Source organism: Lysobacter sp. 5GHs7-4, assembly GCF_021284765.1.
Lineage (GTDB): Bacteria > Pseudomonadota > Gammaproteobacteria > Xanthomonadales > Xanthomonadaceae > Lysobacter.
In genome coordinates this window covers 200,618-222,565 of sequence record NZ_CP089924.1, presented here as the reverse complement: position 1 = coordinate 222,565, position 21,948 = coordinate 200,618, and the positions used below count along the sequence as shown (strand labels likewise).

14 protein-coding genes are annotated in these 21,948 nt (G+C 69.9%); 4 read left to right on the top strand and 10 right to left on the bottom strand.

Features of this window, described 5'->3' with window-relative positions; translation table 11 throughout:
- Positions 1–108: 108 nt before the first annotated feature.
- The 4 genes from LVB77_RS00875 to LVB77_RS00860 form a co-directional block, all read right to left on the bottom strand.
- Positions 109–810, bottom strand: coding sequence for an MHYT domain-containing protein (locus LVB77_RS00875; protein ID WP_232908344.1), 702 nt, complete (start codon positions 808–810; stop codon positions 109–111).
- 76 nt (positions 811–886) lie between these two features.
- On the bottom strand, positions 887–1,687 hold the full coding sequence (locus tag LVB77_RS00870) for a hypothetical protein (protein WP_232908343.1): 801 nt from the start codon (positions 1,685–1,687) through the stop codon (positions 887–889).
- Positions 1,688–1,886: 199 nt separating this feature from the next.
- Positions 1,887–2,867, bottom strand: coding sequence for a threonine/serine dehydratase (locus tag LVB77_RS00865; RefSeq protein WP_232908342.1), 981 nt, complete (start codon positions 2,865–2,867; stop codon positions 1,887–1,889).
- Between the two features lie 55 nt (positions 2,868–2,922).
- Positions 2,923–3,921 carry a DMT family transporter gene (locus LVB77_RS00860; RefSeq protein WP_232908341.1) on the bottom strand — a complete coding sequence of 333 codons (999 nt, stop codon included), beginning with the start codon at positions 3,919–3,921 and terminating at the stop codon, positions 2,923–2,925.
- A gap of 223 nt (positions 3,922–4,144) precedes the next feature.
- Between LVB77_RS00860 and LVB77_RS00855 the strand changes: the two genes are divergently transcribed.
- The 3 genes from LVB77_RS00855 to LVB77_RS00845 all read left to right on the top strand — a co-directional run bounded on the left by LVB77_RS00855 (position 4,145) and on the right by LVB77_RS00845 (position 8,574).
- Entirely contained in the window at positions 4,145–4,723 is a 579-nt protein-coding gene (locus LVB77_RS00855) for a hypothetical protein (protein ID WP_232908340.1), read from the top strand.
- 526 nt (positions 4,724–5,249) lie between these two features.
- The gene (gene mnmG, locus LVB77_RS00850; protein ID WP_232908339.1) at positions 5,250–7,139 is read left to right on the top strand and encodes a tRNA uridine-5-carboxymethylaminomethyl(34) synthesis enzyme MnmG; all 1,890 of its coding nucleotides are present in this window, start codon (positions 5,250–5,252) and stop codon (positions 7,137–7,139) included.
- Positions 7,140–7,302: 163 nt separating this feature from the next.
- Positions 7,303–8,574 carry a sialidase family protein gene (locus tag LVB77_RS00845; protein WP_232908338.1) on the top strand — a complete coding sequence of 424 codons (1,272 nt, stop codon included), beginning with the start codon at positions 7,303–7,305 and terminating at the stop codon, positions 8,572–8,574.
- 4 nt (positions 8,575–8,578) lie between these two features.
- On the opposite strand, the gene LVB77_RS00840 is transcribed toward LVB77_RS00845, so the two are convergent.
- Entirely contained in the window at positions 8,579–9,091 is a 513-nt protein-coding gene (locus tag LVB77_RS00840; RefSeq protein ID WP_232908337.1) for a GNAT family N-acetyltransferase, read from the bottom strand.
- Between the two features lie 82 nt (positions 9,092–9,173).
- Between LVB77_RS00840 and LVB77_RS00835 the strand changes: the two genes are divergently transcribed.
- Positions 9,174–10,001 carry a nucleotidyltransferase domain-containing protein gene (locus LVB77_RS00835; RefSeq protein ID WP_232908336.1) on the top strand — a complete coding sequence of 276 codons (828 nt, stop codon included), beginning with the start codon at positions 9,174–9,176 and terminating at the stop codon, positions 9,999–10,001.
- A 128-nt stretch (positions 10,002–10,129) separates the two neighbouring features.
- On the opposite strand, the gene LVB77_RS00830 is transcribed toward LVB77_RS00835, so the two are convergent.
- The 5 genes from LVB77_RS00830 to glyQ all read right to left on the bottom strand — a co-directional run bounded on the left by LVB77_RS00830 (position 10,130) and on the right by glyQ (position 21,900).
- Positions 10,130–12,328, bottom strand: coding sequence for a M66 family metalloprotease (locus LVB77_RS00830; protein ID WP_232908335.1), 2,199 nt, complete (start codon positions 12,326–12,328; stop codon positions 10,130–10,132).
- 210 nt (positions 12,329–12,538) lie between these two features.
- Positions 12,539–16,402, bottom strand: coding sequence for a translocation/assembly module TamB domain-containing protein (locus tag LVB77_RS00825; RefSeq protein ID WP_232908334.1), 3,864 nt, complete (start codon positions 16,400–16,402; stop codon positions 12,539–12,541).
- Positions 16,403–16,474: 72 nt separating this feature from the next.
- Entirely contained in the window at positions 16,475–18,472 is a 1,998-nt protein-coding gene (locus tag LVB77_RS00820; RefSeq protein WP_232908333.1) for an outer membrane protein assembly factor, read from the bottom strand.
- 273 nt (positions 18,473–18,745) lie between these two features.
- Positions 18,746–20,959, bottom strand: coding sequence for a glycine--tRNA ligase subunit beta (glyS, locus tag LVB77_RS00815; RefSeq protein WP_232908332.1), 2,214 nt, complete (start codon positions 20,957–20,959; stop codon positions 18,746–18,748).
- Positions 20,959–21,900, bottom strand: a complete 942-nt coding sequence (gene glyQ, locus LVB77_RS00810) for a glycine--tRNA ligase subunit alpha (RefSeq protein ID WP_232908331.1) — start codon at positions 21,898–21,900, stop codon at positions 20,959–20,961. The genes glyS and glyQ overlap by 1 nt, the downstream gene beginning before the upstream one ends.
- Between the last annotated feature and the right edge of the window lie 48 nt (positions 21,901–21,948).

Below are 21,948 nucleotides of genomic sequence, written 5' to 3'. Positions count from 1 at the left end.
TCGAAGAATGCGCACGGGCGCGGCGTCCGCGCGTCCGCGCCGCCGGCCCCAATAGCGAAGGGCCCGCGCAGGCGGGCCCTTCGGACGGACGCTGCGATCGCGTCGCGGTCAGATCTGCACCATCGCGCGCTGGCGCTGGCGCAGCATGCTCAGGATCAGCACCGTGGCCAGCAGCGCGGTGGTCACGGCGAAGATGCCCATGCCCAGGTTGGCGCCGCTGATGCCGCCGGCCAGCGCGGCCGCGCCGGCCTGGTTGGGCGTGAAACTGGCCGCGAGCATGCCGGTGTAGTGCATGCCGCACACCGCCACGCCCATCACCAGCGCGCTGCCCAGCATCTGCAGCCAGCCGCGCAGGTTGAAGGCCAGCCACAGGGCCACGATCGAGGCCACGATCGCGATCGCGCCCGACGCCAGTACCAGGGTGGTGTCGTAGTGGATGTCGGCCGGCATGCGCATCGCCGCCATGCCGCTGTAATGCATGCCGGTCACGCCCAGGCCCATGAAGATGCCCGCCACGATCAGCTTGCTCCAGCCGAACACGCCGGCGCTGGCGATGGCCAGGCCGGCCATGCACGAGACGATCGCGATCACCGCCGAGGCGATGGTGATGCTCAGGTCGTAGGTCACCGGAATCTGCATCTGGCAGGCCAGCATGGCGATGAAATGCATCGCCCAGATCGCGCCGCCGCCCATCGCCGCGCCCGCGGCGAAGATCGCGCGCCAGCGCTGCGCGCCGCGCGCGGCCGGGATCGCGATCGCCAGCTGCAGGGCGGTGAACGAGCCCAGCACCGAAACCAGATAAGAGAGCATGACCAGCAACGGGTCATGTATGCATTGAATGGCGTGATCGTGCGGCATGGTATGTCCCCCGTGGTGGTTGGCGTACTCAGGCGTGGAACTCGAAACAGCAAGTCTCCGCGCCGGTGTTGCGACAATGGCTTTCGACGACACGCATTCCTTCGGTGCCGTGGGGGCCGCCCAACAGGCCGCCGAGCATGCCGCGCAGGAAATGGCAGGACGCGCCATGTTCGCCGCGGTGGCAGAAGGGGCTGTTCTTGACCCTCAGGGTGTCTTCGTGGAGTTCGGCCTGGACCAGTTGGCGCATCGCCGGCAAGGCGATGTGGCGCACCGCGTCGGCCAGCGCGAGGTGGCCGCCGAGGGCGTAGTCGCGCTTGTAGACCCAGGTGCCCACGCGTTGGCCGACGTAGCGCAGGGTCGCCTCGCGTTGCGGCGGCGGCAGGTCGTGTTCCAGCGCGAGCAGCTGGATGAAGATGTTGGGATAGTCGCGCGCGAGCTGCGGCAACAGCGACTCGACCCGGCGCGTGTCCATCGCGGTGGCGGCGTCGTCGACGGACTTGGCCGGGCCGCCGTTGCCGGCCGCGCCGTTGGAGGCGACGGCGGGGCTTTTCGGCGCGGGCGCCGCCGGCGCGCTGACCGTGGCGGCCACGCTGGCATCGACCGGCGAGGCTTCGAAACTGTTGACCAGATGATGCGTGCCCAGCCGCTCCTCGAGCATGAGCAGCCCGTTCTCGGGGCCGCGCACGACCATGGTCAGGACCACGCCTTCCTCGCTGTTCACCATGCGCTGGCGCAGCAGAGTGAACCCCGCCGCGATCACGGTCTGGCCCAGGGCCAGCAACAGCCCGTCGCGGCGGTCAGAGACCACCCGAAACTCGACATCCACCATCAGCCACCCCTTCGGCTAAACGTTGTTCGTGCTTGAACGAAATGGTTGGATTTCGTCGCGCACCCGGTTTGCTATTCCACGCCGTGGGGTGCGCTTCGTACTTCAGCGTGACAGCCGCATACACAAAAAAATGATAGTGCTGTCACAAATAAAACACAGGACAAGGGGCGTGTCCCTGTCGTCGCGACGGCCGTACTGTTCAGTGCGCTAACAGCGTCGCGAGTGCATTGGGATCTACGTTGCCGCCGGACAGGATCACGCCGACTTTTTGTCCGGAAAAACGCGAACGGTTCGCGAATACCGCGGCCAGTGCGACCGCAGCGGAGGGCTCCAGCACTTGTTTTGCGCGCTGCAGGAACAAGCGCATCGCGGCCGCGGTATCGGCGTCGTCGACCACCAGGGCCTCGACAGCATAGCGCTGCAGCAACGCGAAATTCGGCGCGCCCAACGTGCCGCGCAAGCCGTCGCAAATCGTGTCCGGTACGAACGCCGTAATGCGTTTACCGGCCTGCAGCGAGGCGTGCGTCTCGGCGGCGCCGGACGGTTCGGCCACGTACAACCGCGTCGACGGCGATACCGCCGCGCTCGCGATCGCGGTGCCGCTGGCCAGGCCGCCGCCGCCGACCGGCGCGATCAGCGCATCCAGCGCGGGCGTCGCCGCCAGCAATTCCAATGCGGCCGTGCCCTGGCCGGCGATCACGCGCGCGTCGGTGTAGGGATGCACCAGCTCGGCGCCGGTGTCGGACTGCACCTGCGCGCACTCGGCTTCGCGCGCGTCGATGCCCGCCGCGCTGTAGTGCAGGGTGGCGCCGTAGGCGTCGATCGCGGCCAGCTTCGCCGCCACGGCGCCTTCGGGCACCACCACGTGGCAGGCGATGCCGCGCGTGCGCGCGGCCAGCGCCAGCGCGGCGCCGTGGTTGCCGGAGGAATGGGTGACCACGCCGCGCGCGGCCTCAGTGTCGGACAGCGACCACACCGCGTTGCAGGCGCCGCGAAACTTGAAGGCGCCGATGCGCTGCAGGTGTTCGGCCTTGAAGTACAGCTCGCAGCCGGCCAGCGCGTCGATCGAGCGCGAGCGCAGCACCGGCGTGGTGTGGGCGTGGGGCGCGATGCGCGCGGCCGCGGCCAGCACGTCGCGGAAGTCGGGTAGGAGCAGCTCGGATGGAGTAGGTGCGTTCATCCGCACGAGACTAGCGCACCCGCGCGACCGCGCCGCGGGTCGCGGCGCGATCGTTTCATGTACCGCCAGAATCCGCACGCCCGCTCGCCGCCGGCGGCGCGTCGGCACGCCGTCCCAGCAGGCTGACCGCGGCCGAACCGGCCACCACCAGCCCCGCGCCCACCCAGCCCAGCGTCGAGATCCGTTCCGGCGCCAGCATCTGCGGCCAGATCGCATGCACCACGGTGACCGCGACGATGCACAGCAAGGGCGTGGTGGCCAGGATCGCCGACACCCGCGAGGCCTCCCAATGCGCGAGCGCCTCGGCGAACGCGCCGTAGGCGCCGACGGTGTTGAGCGCGCAATAGGCCAGCATCGCCCAGTGGAAGCCGTCCAGTTGCAGCAGGGTCGCGGGCTGCGCGAACGGCAGCAGCACCAGGGTCGCGGCGGCGTAGATGAACAACAGGATCTGCATCGAGCCCAGCTTCATCAGCAACTGCTTCTGCAGCAGCGCGTACACCGCCCACACCACCGCGCCGGCGATCACGAACGCCGAGCCCAGCACGTAGCCGCCGCTGCGCGCGGCGCTCGCGGCGGCCGCCTCGCCGGCCCAGGCGTGCAGCAACTGATCGCGGAAGAACAGGCCCAGGCCAGCCAGCAGCAAGGCCAGGCCCAGCCATTGGGCGAGGCGGAAGCGCTCGCCGAACACCCAGATCCCGCCCAGCGTCATCAGCAGCGGCGCCAACTGGATCAGCAGCTGGGCATTGGCCGGCGAGGTGTACTGCACGCCCAGCAGGTACAGCACGTAGTTGCCGACCAGCATCAGCGCGGCGAACGCCAGCAGGGTCCAGCCGCGCCGTCCCAGGCCGCGGTAACCGCCCAGGCGGCCGCGCGCGGCCAGCCAGGCGCCGGTCAGCAGCGCGGCGATGAGGAAGCGGAACCAGGTCAGGGTCAGCGGGTCCAGGCGTTCCAGCACGATCTTGAGCGCGATCGGCAGGGTCGCCCAGCAGGCCGCGGTGATCAGGGTCAGCAGCAGGCCCAGCCGCCAGTGGCCGGAGGTGCGGTGCAAGGTCATGAGCGTGGGGCGCGGCGGGGGAGGACGGGCGGCGGCGCGCCCGCGGACCGGCATGCTGGCACCGACGCGCGCGCCCGGCAATGACGCGGACGGTCTGTTCCGCGGGGACACTGGTGGCGTGGAGCTGAACCGGTCAGGATGGGCCGTCCCGCAATCCGCCGAGTTAAGCCCGAGTTCAATGCCTCGGGACGAAGCTGGCGGCACACCCTGGGGGGTTCCAGCCATGATGCGTAAATTGATCCTGCCTGTCGTAGCCGCCGTCCTGCTGGCCGGTTGCTATCCCGACTACGTCTACCGCGACGGCGGTGCGCGCGGCGACTATTACTACGGTCAGCCGACCACCGAATACCGCTATTACGGTTCCTACGGCGGCTACTACCCGTACGGCGAGGCCTACCGCTTCGGTTACGGCTACGGCGGTTACCCGTACGGCTATGGCTACGGTTATCCGTCGCGCTACGGCTACGGTTACGGCTATCCGGGCTACTACCCGGGCTACGGCTATCCGGGCTATCACCGCCCGCATCGTCCGCGGCCGCCGGTGGTGGTCAATCCGGGCAACCCGAACAATCCGCCGCCGCCGGGCCGTCCGGACAACGACCGTTCGCCTTGGCGCAACCTGGACGGCATCCGCCGCCAGCACGCCGACGGCGGCCGTCCGCCGACCCACGTGCCCTCGCAGCCGATGCCGCGCATCAACAGCGCGCCGCCGCCGCGCCGCGACAGTGGCTCGCCCATTCAGCAGACCTTCCGCCGCGCAGTGGAGAGCCGGGGCAACCGCCCCGCCACGCACGAGCAGTGATCGCGATCGCAGGACCCGCTTTCACAAGCGGGCCTGCGGTCACAACCCGGGGTCTTGCATCGGGACCGGACTGACCGCAATCTACGGGTATTGACCGGCTACGTCGCATTTGGACGTAGTCGGTAATACAGCTCTCTATGTCGGCGCCCGGCGAGGAATCACGGATCCCCCCTGTTCCGTCCCCGTCGGGCGTCGGCGCCCAATTCGGGACCGGCGCGCAGGACTCGGCGCCCAGCGCGCAAAGCGCGCCAGATCAGCCTTCAGGCCTTGTCGTCCGGATAAGTCGCGCGAATCGCGCGCAAGAATCGCGAAAAAAATAAGGGGCCGAATGTCCCCCGACATTCGGCCCCCTGCTTCCCCCGCGAGCGCTTGGCCAGCCCCTGTTCCAATTCCGACCGGCGTCTAGCGCCTGCCCCGCTGGGTGCATGAGTTATGACGCAGGAACCGTGCCAAGTTTCCGTGCCCGGGCGCCGTGCGCCGGCATGGCCTAAAATTCGCCCGCCGCCCCGCGGCGCCGGACCCTGCGATGACCGATTCTTTCTACCAATACGATGTGATCGTGGTCGGCGGCGGCCACGCCGGCACCGAGGCCGCGCTGGCCTCGGCGCGCGCCGGTGCGCGCACCCTGCTGCTGACCCATTCGGTCGAGACGGTCGGCGCGATGAGCTGCAACCCGGCCATCGGCGGTATCGGCAAGGGCCACCTGGTCAAGGAGATCGACGCGCTGGGCGGGATCATGGCGCGCGCCGCCGACGCGGCCGGCATCCAGTGGCGCCGGCTCAACGCCAGCAAGGGACCGGCCGTGCGCGCCACGCGTTGTCAGGCCGACCGGTCGCTGTATCGCGGCTACATCCGCCGCGCGGTCGAAGCGCAGCCCAACCTGACCCTGTTCCAGTCGGCGGTCGACGACATCGAGTTCGACGACGGCCGCGTCAGCGGCGTGCTGACCCAGACCGGCCTGCGCTTCCGGGCGCGCGCGGTGGTGCTGACCGCCGGCACCTTCCTGGCCGGCAAGGTCCACGTCGGCCAGACCACCTACGCCGCCGGCCGCGCCGGCGATCCGCCCGCGACCGCCCTGGCCGCGCGCCTGCGCGAAGGCCCGTTCGTGGTCGACCGGCTCAAGACCGGCACGCCGCCGCGCATCGACGGGCGCACGCTGGACTATTCGGTGATGGAAGAGCAGCCCGGCGACGATCCGCGCCCGGTGATGTCCTTCCTCGGCCGCCGCGCCGACCATCCGCGCCAGGTTTCGTGCTGGATCACTCACACTTCCGAACAAACCCACGAGCTGATCCGCGGCGCGCTCGACCGTTCGCCGCTGTACACCGGACAGATCGAAGGCACCGGCCCGCGCTACTGCCCCTCGATCGAGGACAAGGTGGTGCGGTTCGCAGAGAAGGCCAGCCATCAGATCTTCGTCGAGCCCGAAGGCCTGGACGTGGCCGAGATCTATCCCAACGGCATCTCGACCTCGTTGCCGTTCGACGTGCAGCTGGCGCTGGTGCGGTCGATCCGCGGTTTCGAGCGCGCCCACATCACCCGCGCCGGCTACGCGATCGAGTACGACTATTTCGACCCGCGCGGCCTCAAGACCACGCTGGAAACCAAGGCCGTCGCCGGCCTGTACTTCGCCGGCCAGATCAACGGCACCACCGGCTACGAAGAAGCCGCCGCGCAGGGCCTGCTGGCCGGCGTCAACGCCGCCCGCCACGTGCGCGGCCTGGACGGCTGGAGCCCGCGCCGCGATCAGGCCTACCTGGGCGTGCTGGTCGACGACCTGATCACCCACGGCACCAGCGAGCCCTACCGCATGTTCACCTCGCGCGCCGAGTACCGGCTGCAACTGCGCGAGGACAACGCCGACCTGCGCCTGACCGAAACCGGCCGCGAGCTGGGCCTGGTCGACGACGCGCGCTGGGACGCGTTCGCGCGCAAGCGCGAGGCGATCGAGCGCGAAAGCGCGCGCCTGGCCGCGGTCTGGGCCGCGCCCAACAACGCGCTGGGCCGCGAAGTGGCGCAGACGCTGGGCATCGAGCTCACCCGCGAGACCAGCGCGCTGGATCTGATCAAGCGTCCCGAGCTGGACTACGCGCAAATCACCGCCGTGCCCTCGCTGGGACCGGCGGTGGACGATGCCGCGGTGGCCGAGCAGGTCGAGATCGGGGTGAAGTACGCCGGCTACCTGGAGCGTCAGCGCGAGGAGATCGCGCGCCAGCAGCGCAACGAGGGCACGCCGATTCCGGACGGCTTCGACTACGCCGGCGTGCACGGCCTGTCGGCGGAAGTGCAGCAGAAGCTCGAACGCGTGCGTCCGCAAACCGTTGGCCAGGCCCAGCGCATCCCCGGCATGACCCCGGCGGCGATCTCGCTGCTGCTGGTGCACCTGACCCGCGCGCGCCGCAGCCGCGTGGCTTGAACCCGTAGGATGCGGTGAGCCGAAGGCGAACCGCATCGTGCGCTGATTCCGCCGCTGATTCCGCGCCCGCGTCCTCGCCGATTTCGACCGCCGCCTGCGCACCGCCACCGGTCTGCATTACCCTGCCGGCATGAAACCCGCCGGCCCAAAACCGATCCCGATCGTGGGCCTCGTGCTCGCTCTGAGCATGGCCGCCTGCGAGCGCGCCGAGCCAACCAGCGCCGATGCGCCCGCCGTCGCGATCGCCGCGGCGGCGCCGCGCTTGAGCGCCAGCGCCTGGACCCTGCCGGCCCCGGACGCGGCCGCGCAGCCCGATCTGGTCGCAACCTCGGACGGACGCCTGCTGCTGTTATGGATCGAACCGCAAGGCGACGGGCACCGCCTGCTGCTGGCGCAATCGCGCGACGCCGCGCATGCGGACTGGTCGGCGCCGACGCAGGTCGCGGCGGGCGACGACTGGTTCGTCAACTGGGCCGATACGCCGCACGTGATGGCCACCGACGACGGCGCGTTATGGGCGCATTGGCTGCGCAAGTCGGCCAGCGCGCCTTACGCCTACGACGTCGCCCTGGCGCGCTCGGGCGACGACGGTGCGACCTGGTCGGCGCCGGTGCTGGTCAACGACGACGGCACCGCGACCGAACACGGCTTCGTGTCGTTGTGGCCGGCCGCGCGCGACCGCCTCGGCATCGCCTGGCTGGACGGTCGCCACAATGCCGCCGCGCCCGCCGCCGACGCGCATGCCGGCCACGACGCGCACGGCGGCGCGATGACCCTGCGCAGCGCCATCGTCGATGCCGCGCTGCGGCGCAGCGACGAGGTCGAACTGGACCGCATGACCTGCGACTGCTGCCAGACCGACGTCGCGCTCACCGAGCGCGGCGCGCTGCTGGTCTATCGCGACCGCAGCGCCGAGGAGATCCGCGACATCGCGGCGCTGCGGCGCGGCGACGGCGGCTGGGGCGCGGCGCGCAACGTGCATCCGGACCGTTGGACCATGCCGGCCTGCCCGGTCAACGGCCCGGCGGTGGCCGCGCGCGGCGCGCGGGCGGTGGTCGCCTGGTATACCGCGGCCGGCGACGAGCCCGTGCTCAAACTCGCGCGCAGCGACGACGCCGGCGATTCCTACGCCGCGCCGAAAGTGCTCGATCGCGGCGCACACCTGCAGGGGCGCGTCGATACGGCGATGGATCGGGACGCGGTATGGGTGCTATGGCTGCGCGAGGATGCGCAGGGCCAATCGCTGCAGCTGGCGCGTTATGCCGCCGATCTGTCCGGCGAACCGCAGCAGTTGGAGGTCGCACGCCTGCAAGGCCGCGGCCGCGCCACCGGCTTCCCGCAATTGGCCTTGACCGACGGCGTGGCGCACGTGGCCTGGACCGATGTGGTCGACGGCCGTCCACTGGTGCGCGGCGCGCGCATCGTCGCGCGCTGAGCGCTCAGGCCTCAGTGGAGTACAGCAGCAGTTCCTCCGCGTCCTCGCTCAGCCGCACACGACGCTGATAGCGAAGACCGATCTTTTCCAGCACGCGCGTGGACGCCTCGTTGCCCGGCGACACGATCGCCAGCACGCGCGGCAGATCCAGCGGCTGGCGCGCATGCGCGATCACCGCCTGGCAGGCCTCCACGGCATAGCCCTGGCCGCGATACCGCGGCAGGAAGGCGTAGCCGATGTCGGCATCGGGCAGGGTGTCGCGACGCAGCAGCCCGCTCAGCCCCAGGCGTTCGCCGCTGGCCTTGTCGCGCACCAGCCACAGGCCGTAGCCGTGCTTGGCGTAGCTCGCGGCCGGGCCGTTGGCGATGTAGCGCAGCGCGTCGTCATGATCGCGCACGCCGCGGTCGCCGATGTTGGCCAGGAAGGCCGGGTCGTTGAGCAACTCGACGATGAAGGGTGCGTCCGGCGGCGTCAGTTCGTCCAGCGTCAGGCGCTGCGTTTCGATCACGGTGGTCACGCGTTACGGTCCTAATGTGCGGGGCACCGACAGTGTCGCCGCTACGCTAAGCTGGATGCCAGTGCTGGCGACCTGCAATCCGATGACGAACGTCCCCGATTCCGATATCCATCCCATCGCGCCGGAACAGCGCGCGGCAGTGCTCGCGGCCTTGGACGGCATCGAGCGCGACCACGACGTGCGGATCGTGTTCGCCTGTGAGTCGGGCAGCCGCGGCTGGGGCTTCTCGTCGCCGGACAGCGACTACGACGCACGCTTCGTCTACATGCACAAGCGCGACTGGTACCTCAGCGTCAACGAGCGCACCGGCCCGGGCGAGCCGCAGCGCGACGTGATCGAGTTGCCGATCGACGACGAGCTCGATGTCAGCGGCTGGGATCTGCGCAAGGCGCTGCGGTTGGTGTCGAAGTCGAATCCCACGCTGTCGGAATGGCTGCGGTCGCCGATCGTGTATCGGCAGGACGAGCCCCTGGTCGCCGCCCTGCGCGAACTGGTGGACCAGCACTATTCGCCAGTGGCCAGCTGGCACCACTACCACCGCATGGCGCGAAGCAACTTCCGAGGGTACCTGCGCGGCGAGCGCGTGCGCACCAAGAAGTATCTGTATGTGCTCCGGCCGGTTTTGGCCTGCCTGTGGATCGAGCAATCCACGCAGCCGCCGCCGATGGCCTTCGAGGATTTGCTGGAGCGCTTGTTGCCGGGCGGCCCGCTGCGTGTCGCCATCGAGGCGCTGTTGACGAAGAAGCGCGTCAGCAAGGAGGTCGAGGACGGGCCGCGTATCCCGGAGATCAGCGACTTCCTGGAAGGCCAGTTGCAGCGTATGGAAGCCGTGGCGCCCGTGCTGGCGCCGGGGCGTGGCGACAGCGCGCGCCTGGATGCGTTCTTCCGCAGCGCCATCGCCGCGGACTGAGGCCGGGCTCAGCTGGGGCGCGACGGCGCGCCCGATCCTGATCCGTTGAGCGCAGAGCGTGCGCGCACAGAAGTCGCGCATGCCCGCGCTTTGTCATCTATCGGCTCGCAGACGCCGCGCCGTGCGGATCAGCGCCGCAGCATGCGGGGCACGACCTCGCGCATATCGAATCGAACCGGCTGCGGCGGCTGCGCCCCTTCCGTCTGCGCGCCCGCGCACTGCGGCGCCGGCCATGCCGAGCGCGGCGCGGCGATCGTCGCCAGTTCGACGCATGCGCCTTCAGCAACGCGCGCGTTCGCGGCTTGCGCACGCATCGCGACGGGCACCCCCGGCGCGGTCGGCACGCCGTTCGTGGCGTGCGGTGTGTCGCCCAGCTCGATGTTCTCGCGGGTGGCAAGCACCGCCGGGTTGGCCGGCAGGCCTTCCCAGGCGCGCGGCGTGTCGAGCAGTTCGATCTTGCGCAGCATCGTCTCGCCCGGAACGTTGATCACCCAGGTGCGGAAGCTGTCGTCGTCCTTGGGATCGCTGGCGCTCGCCGGCGGCGCGGTCGTCGGGCCCCACCAGGAGCGGAAGCCGCCTTGCAGCAAGACGTGGCGCACGCTGCCGTCGACGTAGGTCAGGCGCAGGCTGTAGTCGCAGCCGCTGGCGTGGCAGTACCAGGGTATCGGCCCGGTGTTGGGCACGATGCTGGCGCGTTGCGCGGCATCGGTGGGATCGATGGTGCGCAGCAGGTTGCCGCGATAGCTCAGCATCGGATAGATCTGCGAGACCTGGGGCGTGCCGGCCAGGCTGTAGGTGATCGCGATGGCGTGCACCGGCACGTCGCGCCGCAGCGGCAGCCCGCCGTCCAGGCCGTACAGGCCCTTGTCGGTGGTCGTGCGCTCGACGTTGACCCAGCGCCGGTCCAGGCTGTCCCAACGCTTGTAACCGCCGGGGAAGGCGGCATCGGCGACGATGCTGCCGCCGTCGTATACGCGCCGGCCCTGGTCGTCGTTGCGGGCGACGCCCTCGAAATGCCGCTGCATCATGGCGGTGCTGTAGTCGGAGAAGGTCGCGAAGCGATAGCCCGCCGCCTCGTCTCCGGAGCCGCTCTGCATCGGGTCTTGCTTGATGCAGCGCCCCTGCGCGTCGAGCTGGCGCGGCGTACCGGCGAACGTGTCGCCGCGGCAGTTCGTATAACGAGATGCGGTGGCCGGCACGAACGGCGCCAGCATCTGCTTGCGCACGCTGTCGTAGCCCCAGACCGAACCGTTGAGGCTGCCGGCCAGATACGGATAGCGGCCGCCCTTGTAGCCGTCGTCCTGATGCGGCAGGCCCATCGCATGGCCCTGCTCGTGGACGAAGATCCCGCGGTAGTGGTGATCGCCGACGCCGGTGTCGCCGCCGACCGTGCCCAGGCCGCCGCCGGGGCTGCGATACACGCGGTTGGCGTCGAACATGATCAAGGGGGCGTAGTACTGCACCGGGCCATCGGATTCGCCGTTGGCGCGGAGCAGGCCGCCCAGCATGCCGAGCGCCGCGCCCATCAATTCGAAGCCGGCTTGTTCTTCGTTGGTGTTGTGGGCGACGTACGCCGGGCGGCCGCTGGAGGGGCCGACCACCAGGATCGGCCATTGCGCGAGCCGCGCGGGATGGTTCTGCGCGACCACGCTGGCGACCGGCCATTTGGCGTAGAGCTCGTCGACCGTGGCCGCATCGGGCACCGCGGTGGTGGCCAGCGGGATCGAATTGAGTTCGTTGGCGCCGAACAGGTAGAAGGGCAGCACGCGCAGGATGACCGGGCTGTCGGCGCCGATTGACGGCGTGCGGAACGCGCCGGCGGTGTAGTTGTCGGCGCTGGCGCGCAGTTGCAGGCCAGGCGCCAACCACGACGCCGGCAGCGTGGCGCTAAGGCCGCCATAGGGATGGGCCGGGCCGGAGGCTTCGGTCGGCGGCAGCACGCCGGTCAGCGCGACCGCGCCCAGGCGCTGGCCGTCGCGCCAGGCCTCGATCTGTGGATTGATGGCGTTGTCCGCCGCCAGCTTGACCAGCATCAGCGCCTCGCGGTTGCCGATCGCATGCAGTTCTTCCTTGGCGTTGGCCAGGGTCCATTGCAGGCCTGCTTCGGGCATGACGTGAGTCTGCGCCAGGTGCAGCTGCGCGATCTCCAGGGGTGCGGCGAAGGCTACCGCTTGCGGCGCGTTGGGCGTCGCCATCGACGCGCCGCTGGCCGCGCCGGCGGCGGCAGCGTCTTCTTGGCCTGGAACCGCGCTCTCTTGAGCTCCGGGCGTGCAGGCGATCAGGCAGAGCGTGGCCGTCAGAGCGGCGGCGAGTCGATGAGTGCGCATGGCGTCCCGGAACGGCTGAAAGGCGGCCATTGCGCCGCGCGCAAATCTTGGGCCCTACGGACCTGCAAAAGCGATGGCGGCGGCGGTCGCGGCCACGGTTGCGCTGTGATGCGGTTCGCGAATCGAGCGCAAACCCGCCTGTCGTGGCATCCGCTGCGCAGTGCGCGCAGGCGCGGCATCGCAGAAAACGAAAGCCGCCTGGCGCGTAACTTACTTTTCCTTGCGCCAGTTGATCGACGCGCGGTTCTCGATCGTGCTCGATTCGATTTCGATGTCGAAGCCCTTGCGCAGCAGATACTTCAGCGTCAGCACCTGACCGGTGCCGAGCAGGGACACGCCGTAGCCCACGTACAGGCGCGGCGACAGGTACTTGCCCACGCCCAGCACCGAGCCGCCTAGCGCGCGGCTTTCCATCACACCCGCGTCGTCCAGGCCGATCTTGGCGCCCAGCTGCGAGGCCAGCAGGCTGCCGCCGGCCGACAGCGCGGCGCTGGCGGCGTTGAGCTGGCGGCTTTCGTCGCCGCTGGCGCTGGACAGCGGACGGCCCAGCGCGAGGTAGGCCAGCGCTTCGGATTGCGAGCTGGCCGGGTTCGACCACACGTTGACCTGCGGTGCGCTGGCGCGGCCGCTGATGTCGACGCCGGCGGTGACTTCGCCGACTTCGCGTTCGGCGCGCACGTCCAGGATGGGATCGGACACCGGACCGTTCGACCACGCCAGATGGCCGCGGGTGATCTGCAGTTTCTGACCGTAGGCGCGGTAGCGGCCGTCGACGTCGAGGCGGCCGCTGGCGGTCATCTCGCGGCCCGGCCGCGCGCGCACGCGCATCTGGCCTTCCAGGCTGCCGTCCAGGCCGAAGCCGTTGAGCTTGACGTCCTTGCCCAGCGCCAGCACCAGATCCAGGTCCAGCGGCGAATCGCCGGTGTCTTCCGGGTCCGCCGGGTCCAGCACGACCACGTCCGGCGAGGCCGACACGCCCTGGTCCAATCGCTCCAGGTCGATGCGCGCCGACGGTATCGCGACGGTGCCGGTGACCTGCAGCGGTTGCCGGGCGGCGTAGCGCACGGTCAGGTCGGGATCGGCGACCGCACGCAGGTCGCGGGTGTCCGACATCAGCACGTTCTTGCCGCGCAGAGTCAGCACCAGCGGCGTGTCGTCGCCCTGCCAGTCGAGGCTGCCGTCGATGTTGAGCGTGCCTTCGCCCGAACGCACGCTGCCGACGATGCGCGCGCTGCCGTCGGGCTGCGCGTCCAGGCGCACGTCGCCGTTCTGCAGCGCGATCGCCAGCGCCGGCAGTTCGGTGCTGAATTCGCTCAGGTGCGCCTGTCCGCTCAGGCGCGGCGCGTCGCGCGTGCCGCTCAGGCCGATGCGGCCGTCGAGCTTGCCCTTGGGTTCGACGATGTCGGGCGAGAACAATTCGACCCAGGTCAGCTCGTCGGTGTTGAGCGCGATATTGCCTTCCAGCGGCGAGTACGCGTCCCAGCCGGTGGCGATGCGCGCGTCCAGGCGACCGTCGTCGTTGACCACCGCGTCCAGGTCGGCCTCGATGCGGCGCGGATCGAAATTCGCGCGCAGGCTGAGGTTGCTGTAGCGCACCGGTTCGCGGCGCGCCCGCTCGCTGAACTTCATGCCGCCGCCGGCCGACGTCACCGTGGCCTGGCCGCGCCAGGCGTTGCCGACCGGGCGCAGTTCGCCGTCGATCGCGATTTCGCCGCGCAGCACCCACGGACGCTTGTCGGCACGCTCGGGCAGATAGGGTTGGGCCAGCGTCAGCGGCAGGCCCTGGCCTTTCACGTCCAGTCCGCGCCGCGGCCAGTCGGCGTTCGCGCACAGCGAACCGCCGCCGCTGGAAGCCAGGCAAGCGTTGCTGAGCGCGCCGTTACGGCCATCCCAGCGGAACTGCGCGGCCTGCTGCAGACGCCACGTAGCGCCCTTGTTCGGCGCCAGTTGCAAGGTCGCCAGCGCGCCCTGCCAGGTCGTGCCGCGCTTGTCGGCGTGGCCGGACAATTCCAGCGTGCCGATCTCGCCGCGCGCGTTGCCCTGCAGTTGCAGCGACTCGACCGCGCCGCGCGCGTCGATCGCGACGGTGTCCATCGGCAGGCCGACGTCCAGGCCGCTGGCGCGCACTTCGATCGCGCCGCCGCGGCCGGTCCACGGCAGCCGGCCCTTGGCCAGCAGCGTCTCGGCGCGGTAATCGCCGTACTTCAGGCCGCTGCCGCTGAGGTCGGCGTCGATGTTGGGCGCGGTGCGCGCGCCGCTGAGCTTGAGCGTGCCGCGCAGGCTGCCGGCGGTATCGGGCAGCAGGTCGTTGAGCTGCAGCGGCGCGAACTTGGCGTCCACGTCCAGGGTCTGGGCGAGCTTGCCCTTCGCATCGATGCGGCTGCCGCCCAGCGACAGCGCGACCTCGCCCTCGTAGGCGTCGTCGCTCTTGCCGGTCGCCGCGCCGTGCATCAGGAAACGGCCGCGGCCTTGCAGCGGGCGATCGCGCAGGCGGCCGCCGAGTTGGCTGGCGTCGACCGCGATCTCCAGACCGCCATCGGCGCGGGTGTCGCCGCGCGTGACCAGTTTGCCGTTGACCGCGCCCTTCCAGTCGGGCGCGAAGTAGCCCGGGTCGAAGCCGGCCAGCGTGGCGTCGAAGTTCCAGCGCAGTGCCGGCGCCCAGGCCACATCGCCCTTGCCGTCGAGACGGCCGGTGGGCATCTGCGCCTGCAGCGTCTTGAGGTTCATGCCGCTGTCGTTGCCGCGGCCGTCGAAGCGCACGGTCGCGACCTGCCGGTCGCGCTCGATGCGCGCGTTGCCGATCGCTGCCCAGGCCTGCACGGTGCCGGCGAATCCCAGGTCGGCATCGGCGACGATCGCCGGCGTGGTCGCGGCGGCCGGCGCCACCGGCGTCTTCGCGCTGGGCGCCGGTGCGTTGCCACCCCAGCGCAGGCCGCGCGCATTGACCGCGAACTTGAAGCGGCCGTTGCGCGCATCGGTGAAATCGGCATGGCCGCGCAGGGTGGCGGTGCCGTCGAAGATGCGCAGCGCCAACGGCTGCACGTCCAGCACCTGTTCTTCCAGGCGGATCTTGGACGGCAGGATCTGCGCGCGCAGCTCGCCTTGCTCGAAACGGCCGCTGAGTTCGGCCGCGCCGCCGACGCCGTGCATGTCGAACTGCGCCGCCAGCGGCGTCGCGCTGGGCGTGGCGTCGGCCGACAGCAGCAGGCCGATGTCCAGCGCGTCGGCCTGGCCGCGCAGCTGCCAGCGCGGATCGTCCTTGCCGCGCAGGGTGGCGGTGGCGCGCAGGCGGCCGGGCGCGTAGCCCGACACCGCCACGTTCATGCGCGACAGATCGCCTTGCGCGACCAGGCCCAGGCGCGGCGGCGTACGGCCGGCCTGCGCGGGCAGCACGGCGGTGGCGACCAGGTCGGTGCGGTAGTCGTTGCGCGGCGCGTATTCGCCGTGCAGGGTGATGCGCGCGCGGTCGCTGTCGATCGCCAGCTTCTCGAGCTTGAGCCGGCCGGTCTGCGCGTCCAGGCCGCCACGCAGGCGGCGGATGTCGATGATGTGCTCGCCGGCCTGGCTGACCTTCATGCGGTCCACGCGCACGTCGTCGGCCTGCAGCGACAGCGGCGGCGCGATGTCGGGCAGCACCTCGGGCCAGCTGGGGAGCTTGAAGGGCTCCTTGCTCTTGGGCACGTCCAGGCTGGCGTCCTCGACCTGCAGCGCGTCCAGGCGCAGCTTGCGGCCCAGCAAGGGCCGGATCGCGGTGTCGACGTAGACGCGCTCGGCGCGGAAGTCGATGCCTTCGTAGTTGAAATGCACGCCATGCAAGGTCAGCGGACCGGAGGCGGGGCCGTCGGCGTCGCGCCAGGTGAAGGTCGCATTCGCGGGCAGGCGCGCCTTGATCTGATTCAACAGCACGTTGCGGCCGCCGACCGTGGTCAGCAGCCAATACACGCCGAACGCGATCAACAAGGTCAACGCGCCCGCGACCAGGCTGCTGCGCCAGGCCCAGCGCCGCGCGGCGGCGCGGCGGCGTTGGCGGCGCTCGGCGAGCAGTTCTGCGGCGGTCTTAGGCGTGTCGCTCATGTCCGTGTGCGTTGTGTCCTGGGGCGTGCTGGGTGGAAGCGGTGCAGTTGGAGCCGTGTATCGCGCGGAACCTTAGAGATCGGCGCCGATGTTCAGATACAGCTGGAAACCGGAATCCGGATCGTTGAGCCCGCGCGCGATGTCCACGCGCAGCGGTCCCACCGGCGAACGCCAGCGCAGGCCGACGCCGACGCCGGTATGCCAGTCGGGCGTGCCGTCGAAGGCGCTGCCGCTGTCGACGAACACCGCCGCGCCCCAACTGTCGTTGAAGTACTGCTCGAACTCGAGGCTGCCGGTGGCGACGTTCTTGGCGCCCAGCGCGTACTGCTTGCCGTCGTTGCCGGGAATGCGCGGACCGACCTCGCGCCAGGCGTAGCCGCGGATGCTGCGGTCGCCGCCGGCGAAGAAGCGCAGGCTGGGCGGCATGTCGATCAGGGCGTCGGTGAAAGTGTGGCCCAGCTCGCCGCGCGCGATCAGGCGGCTGCGCGCGCCCATGCCGCGGTACCAGCGCGCGCTGGCGTGGGCCTGGGCGAAGTTGGCGTCCGAGCCGGCGCCGTCGATGCCGCCGCGCAGCATCACGGTGGCGCCGAAGGCGTTGCGCGGATAGATGCGGTCGTCGGCGTTGACGTATTCGGCGCGCAGCGAGGGATAGGTGAAGGTGGCGCTGCGGTAATCGACCGGCGTGGTCTCGTCGTCGTCGTCGTCGATCGCGTAGGCCCAACGCTCGCGCAGCACGTGCAGCGACGCGGTGGCGTTCCAGTGGCGGTCGATCTGGCCGCTGCGGCTGGCGACGATCTCGACGCGGCGCGAGTCGATGTAGTCGGTCTGTTCGTCGGCGAGCTGGGCGCTGAAGGTGTACCAGCCGTCGAGCCAGGTGAAGGCGGGGATGCGGTACTGCAGCGTCGCGGTCTTGCGCTTCTCGGCCCAGTCGACCTGGGCCAGCGCCTTGTGGCCGCGGTCGTTGACGTAGCGGCGTTCCACGCCCATGCGCACACCGGCGCCGCTGTCGGTGCCGAAGCTCAGGCCGGCGGTGTAGATGCTGCGCTTGGCCGGCGTCAGGGTGACCTTGACCGGCACTTCGCCGTCGACGGCTTTTTCCGGCTGCGGTTCGATGTCGATGCTGGCGAAATAGTCCAGCCGCGCCAGCGATTCGCGGAAGCGGTCCAGCTTGCCCTGGTGGTAGTAGCTGCCCTGGTCCCAGTAGACCAACTTGTCGAGCAGACTGTCGCGGATGATGCGCTTGGGCGTCTGCTCGAAGCTGATCGGGCCCATGTCGTAGCGCTCGCCGCTGGTCCAGACCAGGTCGATGTCGGCCGCATGCTCGGCGCGCGTGACCTCGACGCGGCGCGAGTTGAAGTCGGCGTCGAAGTAGCCGCGCTCGGCCAGGCGGCGGGTGATCTTGGTCTTGGCCGCTTCGTAGACCGCGTGATTGAACACGTCGTCCACGTCGGGCTTGAAGGCGGCCAGGTCTTCCTTGAGGTAACGGTCCTGGCTGCCGGCGCCGAGGATGGCCACGTCGGAGCGGCGCACCTTGACCGGCTCGCCCTTGTCGACGGTGATCACCACCGCGACCTTGGCGTTGGAGCGCGGTGTGGGCGCGTTGGGATCGCCCGCGGCGGGCGCGTCGGCGGCGGCCGCGTTGGCGCGTTCGGCGCGGTTTAGCGCTGCGCTGGGCGTGTCCACCGCGGAGGCGGTGTCGGCGGGATCGTTGGCGGCGGCTTCGCTGTCCGCCGTCGCGGCGGCCGCGGACGGCGGCGTCGCTGCAGGCGTATTTCTTGTGCCATTGCCGCCGGTGCGCGTGTCCTCGACCTTGATGGTCGGCGAGTAATAGCCGAACGGCTCCAGCGCCTCGCGGGTCTCGTTCTCGGCCTCGCGCAGCAGGTAGCCCAGGCGCCGGCCCGATACGTCCTTGCCGATCGCATCCACCAGCGACAGCGAGGTGCGCACGTTGATCGTCATCGGCTCGTCCAGCCCGCGGATCTCCACCGTGGTCACGGTGGCGGCCTGGGCCGCGCCGGCGGCTCCAAGGGTCAGGGCGGCGGCGAGGGCGAGGCGGGGGAACGGGGGCATGCGGGCAGGATAACCAAGGCAGGCGGGCATTGCTTGCGCGCACGTGGCGATCGGGCGCGACGTTAAGCGCGCGTGATGCAATGTGCAGGCCGCACCGAACATTCGCGCGCGTCGCTTTTGCATTTGCTTCCCCCTTTGGCAAAGGGGGGCTAGGAGGGATTTGCTCTTAGGCGTTAGAGCAACAGCAAAAGCAAAGCCCCCGCGTGCGCTGCGCGCCCGCCGCCCCCTTGGTCAAAGGGGCAAGCAAGGGCGCGAGATACAGGAGACTGCGAATCAGATCGACAGATGCTCGATCGCCGCAACGCTGCCGAGGCGATCCGACAGGCGCTTGAGCAGGGCCAGGCGGTTGTTGCGCACGGCCGCATCGTCGACGTTGACCATCACGCCGTCGAAGAACGCGTCTACCTGCGGGCGCAGGCGCGCCAGGCGGCCCAGCACCGCGACGTAGTCGCGCTGGGCCAGCAGCGGATCGGTGTCGGCGATGGCGGCATCCACCGCCGATGCCAGCTCGCGTTCGGCATTCTCGGCGAACAGCGCCGGATCGATCGCGGTCGGCAGCTCGCCTTCGACCTTCTTGAGGATGTTGCGGATGCGCTTGTTGGCTGCGGCCAGCGCCTGCGCTTCGGGCAGTTGCGCGAACTGCGCGATCGCGCGCAGGCGACGGTCGAAGTCCAGCAGCGAAGCCGGACGCAACGCGGCCACGGCCTCGAACTGCTGCACCGGCACGTTCTGCTCGAGGCTGTAGCTGCGCAGGCGGTCGAGCACGAAGCCGACCAATTCCTGCACGTCCTCGGCCGACACTTGGCGCTGGTGGGTCTCGCCGAACGCCAGCAGACGGCCGCGCTCGTCGCGCTTGATGTCTTCGTAAGCCGGGCCGGCCACGCGTTGGCCGCCCTTCTTGTTCGCTTCCTCGATGGTGGCCACGGCATTGATCTGCCATTGCGCATCGTGCAGCGCGGTTTCGATCAGCGCCGGCAGGTCCAGTTCGAGTTCGCCGCCGATGATGGTGCGCACCAAGCCCAGTGCGTTGCGGCGCAGGGCGAAGGGGTCCTTGTTGCCGCTGGGCTTCAGGCCGGCGGCGAAGGCGCCGGCCAGCGTGTCCAGGCGTTCGGCGATGGCCACGCTGCGGCCCAGCGGCGAGGGCGCGATGTCGTCGCCGGCGTTGCGCGGCATGTAGGCCTCGTCGATCGCGGCGGCCACCTCCAGCGGCTCGCCTTCGACCGCGGCGTAATAGCGGCCGGCGATGCCCTGCAGTTCCGGGAACTCGTTGACCAGGCGCGATTGCAGATCGTTCTTGGACAGCGCGGCGGCGCGACGCGCCAACGCCGGGTCCACGCCGATGCGCTGGGCCACGTCCTGCGCCAACGCGGTGACGCGCGCGACCTTGTCGGCCACGCTACCCAGCTTGTCCTGGTACTTCACCGTCTTCAGGCCCTCGCCCATCGAGGCCAGGCCCTGCTTCATGTCCTCGACGAAGAAGAACTTGGCGTCGGCGAAGCGCGGGCGGATCACGCGCTCGTAGCCCTTGCGCACTTCCGATTCGTCGCGGCTTTCGATGTTGGCGATGCCGACGAAGCGCTCGCTGAGCTTGCCGGCCGCGTCCAGCACCGGGAAGAACTTCTGGTTGGCTTCCATGGTCGCGATCAGCGCTTCCTGCGGCACGGCCAGGAACCCCGCTTCGAAGCTGCAGGCGACCGCCTTGGGCCATTCGGTGAGGCCGTTGACCTCTTCCAGGATGCCCGCGTCGATGCGCGCGCTGCCGCCGTCGGCGCTGGCGGCGTTGCGCACTTCCTGCACGATGCGCTCGCGGCGCTCGTCGGGATCCACCAGCACCTTGGCGCTGCGCAGGAACTCGACATAGTCGGCCGGCGTGCTGAACCACACCGGCTTGTCGTGCATGAAGCGATGGCCGCGGCTCATGCGGTCGCTGCGCACGCCCAGCACCTGCGCCTCGATCACGTCCTTGCCCAGCAGCACCACCAGCCAATGCGCGGGCCGCGCGAAGCCGTACTCGTGGGCGCCCCAGCGCATCGGCTTGGGGATCGGCATGTTCGCCAGCGCGTCGGCGATCACGTCCTGCAGCAGCTCGCGGGTCTGCGCGCCGGGCTTGACCGCGCGATGCGCGAAACGTTCGCCCTTGGCGTCGCTGGTTTTTTCCAGCTGCGTCCAGTCGATGCCGGCCTTGGCGGCGAAGCCCTGCAGGGCCTTGGTCGGCTGGCCGTCGGCGTCGAGGGCGATGTTGAGATACGGGCCCAGCACTTCGGACTTCTGTTCCGGCTGCTCGACGGCCACGCCGGGCAGCAGCACGGCCAGACGGCGCGGCGTGTACAGCGGCTTGGCGCCATCGCGGTCGAAGGCGATGCCGCGCTTGCTCAGGCCCTCGATCACGCCGTCGAAGAAGGCCTGGGCCAGGCCGGGCAGGGCCTTGACCGGCAGTTCCTCGGTGCCCAGTTCGATCAGCAGCGGTTGCATGGTCACGTCCGACATCACGCGGCCTCCTGCGCATCGCCGCGCTTGAGCCCGGGGAACCCCAGCTTCTCGCGTTGCGCGTGATAGGCCTCGGCCACGCCCTGGGCGATGCGGCGCACGCGCAGGATGTAACGCTGGCGTTCGGTCACGCTGATCGCGCGGCGCGCATCGAGCAAGTTGAAGGAATGGCTGGCCTTGCAGACCTGGTCGTAGGCCGGCAGCGGCAGGCCCAGTTCGATCAGCTTCAGGGCCTCGCGCTCGCAGGCGTCGAAGCGGTGGAACAGTTCGGCCACGTCGGCGTGCTCGAAGTTGTAGGCGCTCTGCTCGACTTCGTTCTGGTGGTAGACGTCGCGGTAGGTCACCGGCGTGCCGTCCGGGCCGTAGGTCCAGACCAGGTCGAACACGTTGTCGACGTTCTGCAGATACATGCACAGGCGCTCGAGACCGTAGGTGATCTCGCCCAGCACCGGCTTGCACTCCAGGCCGCCGGCCTGCTGGAAATAAGTGAACTGCGTCACTTCCATGCCGTTGAGCCAGACTTCCCAGCCCAGGCCCCAGGCGCCCAGCGTCGGCGATTCCCAGTTGTCCTCGACCAGGCGCAGGTCGTGCACCAGCGGATCCACGCCCAGCGCCTTGAGCGACTCGAAGTACAGCTCGACGATGTTGTCGGGGCTGGGCTTTATCGCCACCTGGTACTGGTAGTAGCGCTGCAGGCGGTTGGGGTTTTCGCCGTAGCGGCCGTCGGTGGGGCGGCGGCAGGGCTGCACGTAGGCCGCGTTCCACGGCTCCGGACCCAGCGCGCGCAGGAACGTGGCCGGATGGAAGGTACCGGCGCCGACTTCCAGATCCAGCGGCTGGATCAACACGCAGCCTTGCTCCGCCCAATAGGCGTTCAAGCGCTGGATCAGCTGCTGGAAGGTGGGCGCGTCGTTCCCGTTCGCTCGCGAATTCGCAGACATGTTCAAAGAGTGTCGTGGACGGGGCGCGCTAGTATAGCGGCCGCCCCC

Coding starts and splice junctions, on each gene's coding strand:
- LVB77_RS00875 (WP_232908344.1), bottom strand. CDS start 810: ATGCTCTCTTATCTGGTTTCGGTGCTGGGCTCGTTCACCGCCCTGCAG.
- LVB77_RS00870 (WP_232908343.1), bottom strand. CDS start 1,687: ATGGTGGATGTCGAGTTTCGGGTGGTCTCTGACCGCCGCGACGGGCTG.
- LVB77_RS00865 (WP_232908342.1), bottom strand. CDS start 2,867: ATGAACGCACCTACTCCATCCGAGCTGCTCCTACCCGACTTCCGCGAC.
- LVB77_RS00860 (WP_232908341.1), bottom strand. CDS start 3,921: ATGACCTTGCACCGCACCTCCGGCCACTGGCGGCTGGGCCTGCTGCTG.
- LVB77_RS00855 (WP_232908340.1), top strand. CDS start 4,145: ATGATGCGTAAATTGATCCTGCCTGTCGTAGCCGCCGTCCTGCTGGCC.
- mnmG (WP_232908339.1), top strand. CDS start 5,250: ATGACCGATTCTTTCTACCAATACGATGTGATCGTGGTCGGCGGCGGC.
- LVB77_RS00835 (WP_232908336.1), top strand. CDS start 9,174: ATGACGAACGTCCCCGATTCCGATATCCATCCCATCGCGCCGGAACAG.
- LVB77_RS00830 (WP_232908335.1), bottom strand. CDS start 12,328: ATGCGCACTCATCGACTCGCCGCCGCTCTGACGGCCACGCTCTGCCTG.
- LVB77_RS00825 (WP_232908334.1), bottom strand. CDS start 16,402: ATGAGCGACACGCCTAAGACCGCCGCAGAACTGCTCGCCGAGCGCCGC.
- LVB77_RS00820 (WP_232908333.1), bottom strand. CDS start 18,472: ATGCCCCCGTTCCCCCGCCTCGCCCTCGCCGCCGCCCTGACCCTTGGA.
- glyS (WP_232908332.1), bottom strand. CDS start 20,959: ATGTCGGACGTGACCATGCAACCGCTGCTGATCGAACTGGGCACCGAG.
- glyQ (WP_232908331.1), bottom strand. CDS start 21,900: ATGTCTGCGAATTCGCGAGCGAACGGGAACGACGCGCCCACCTTCCAG.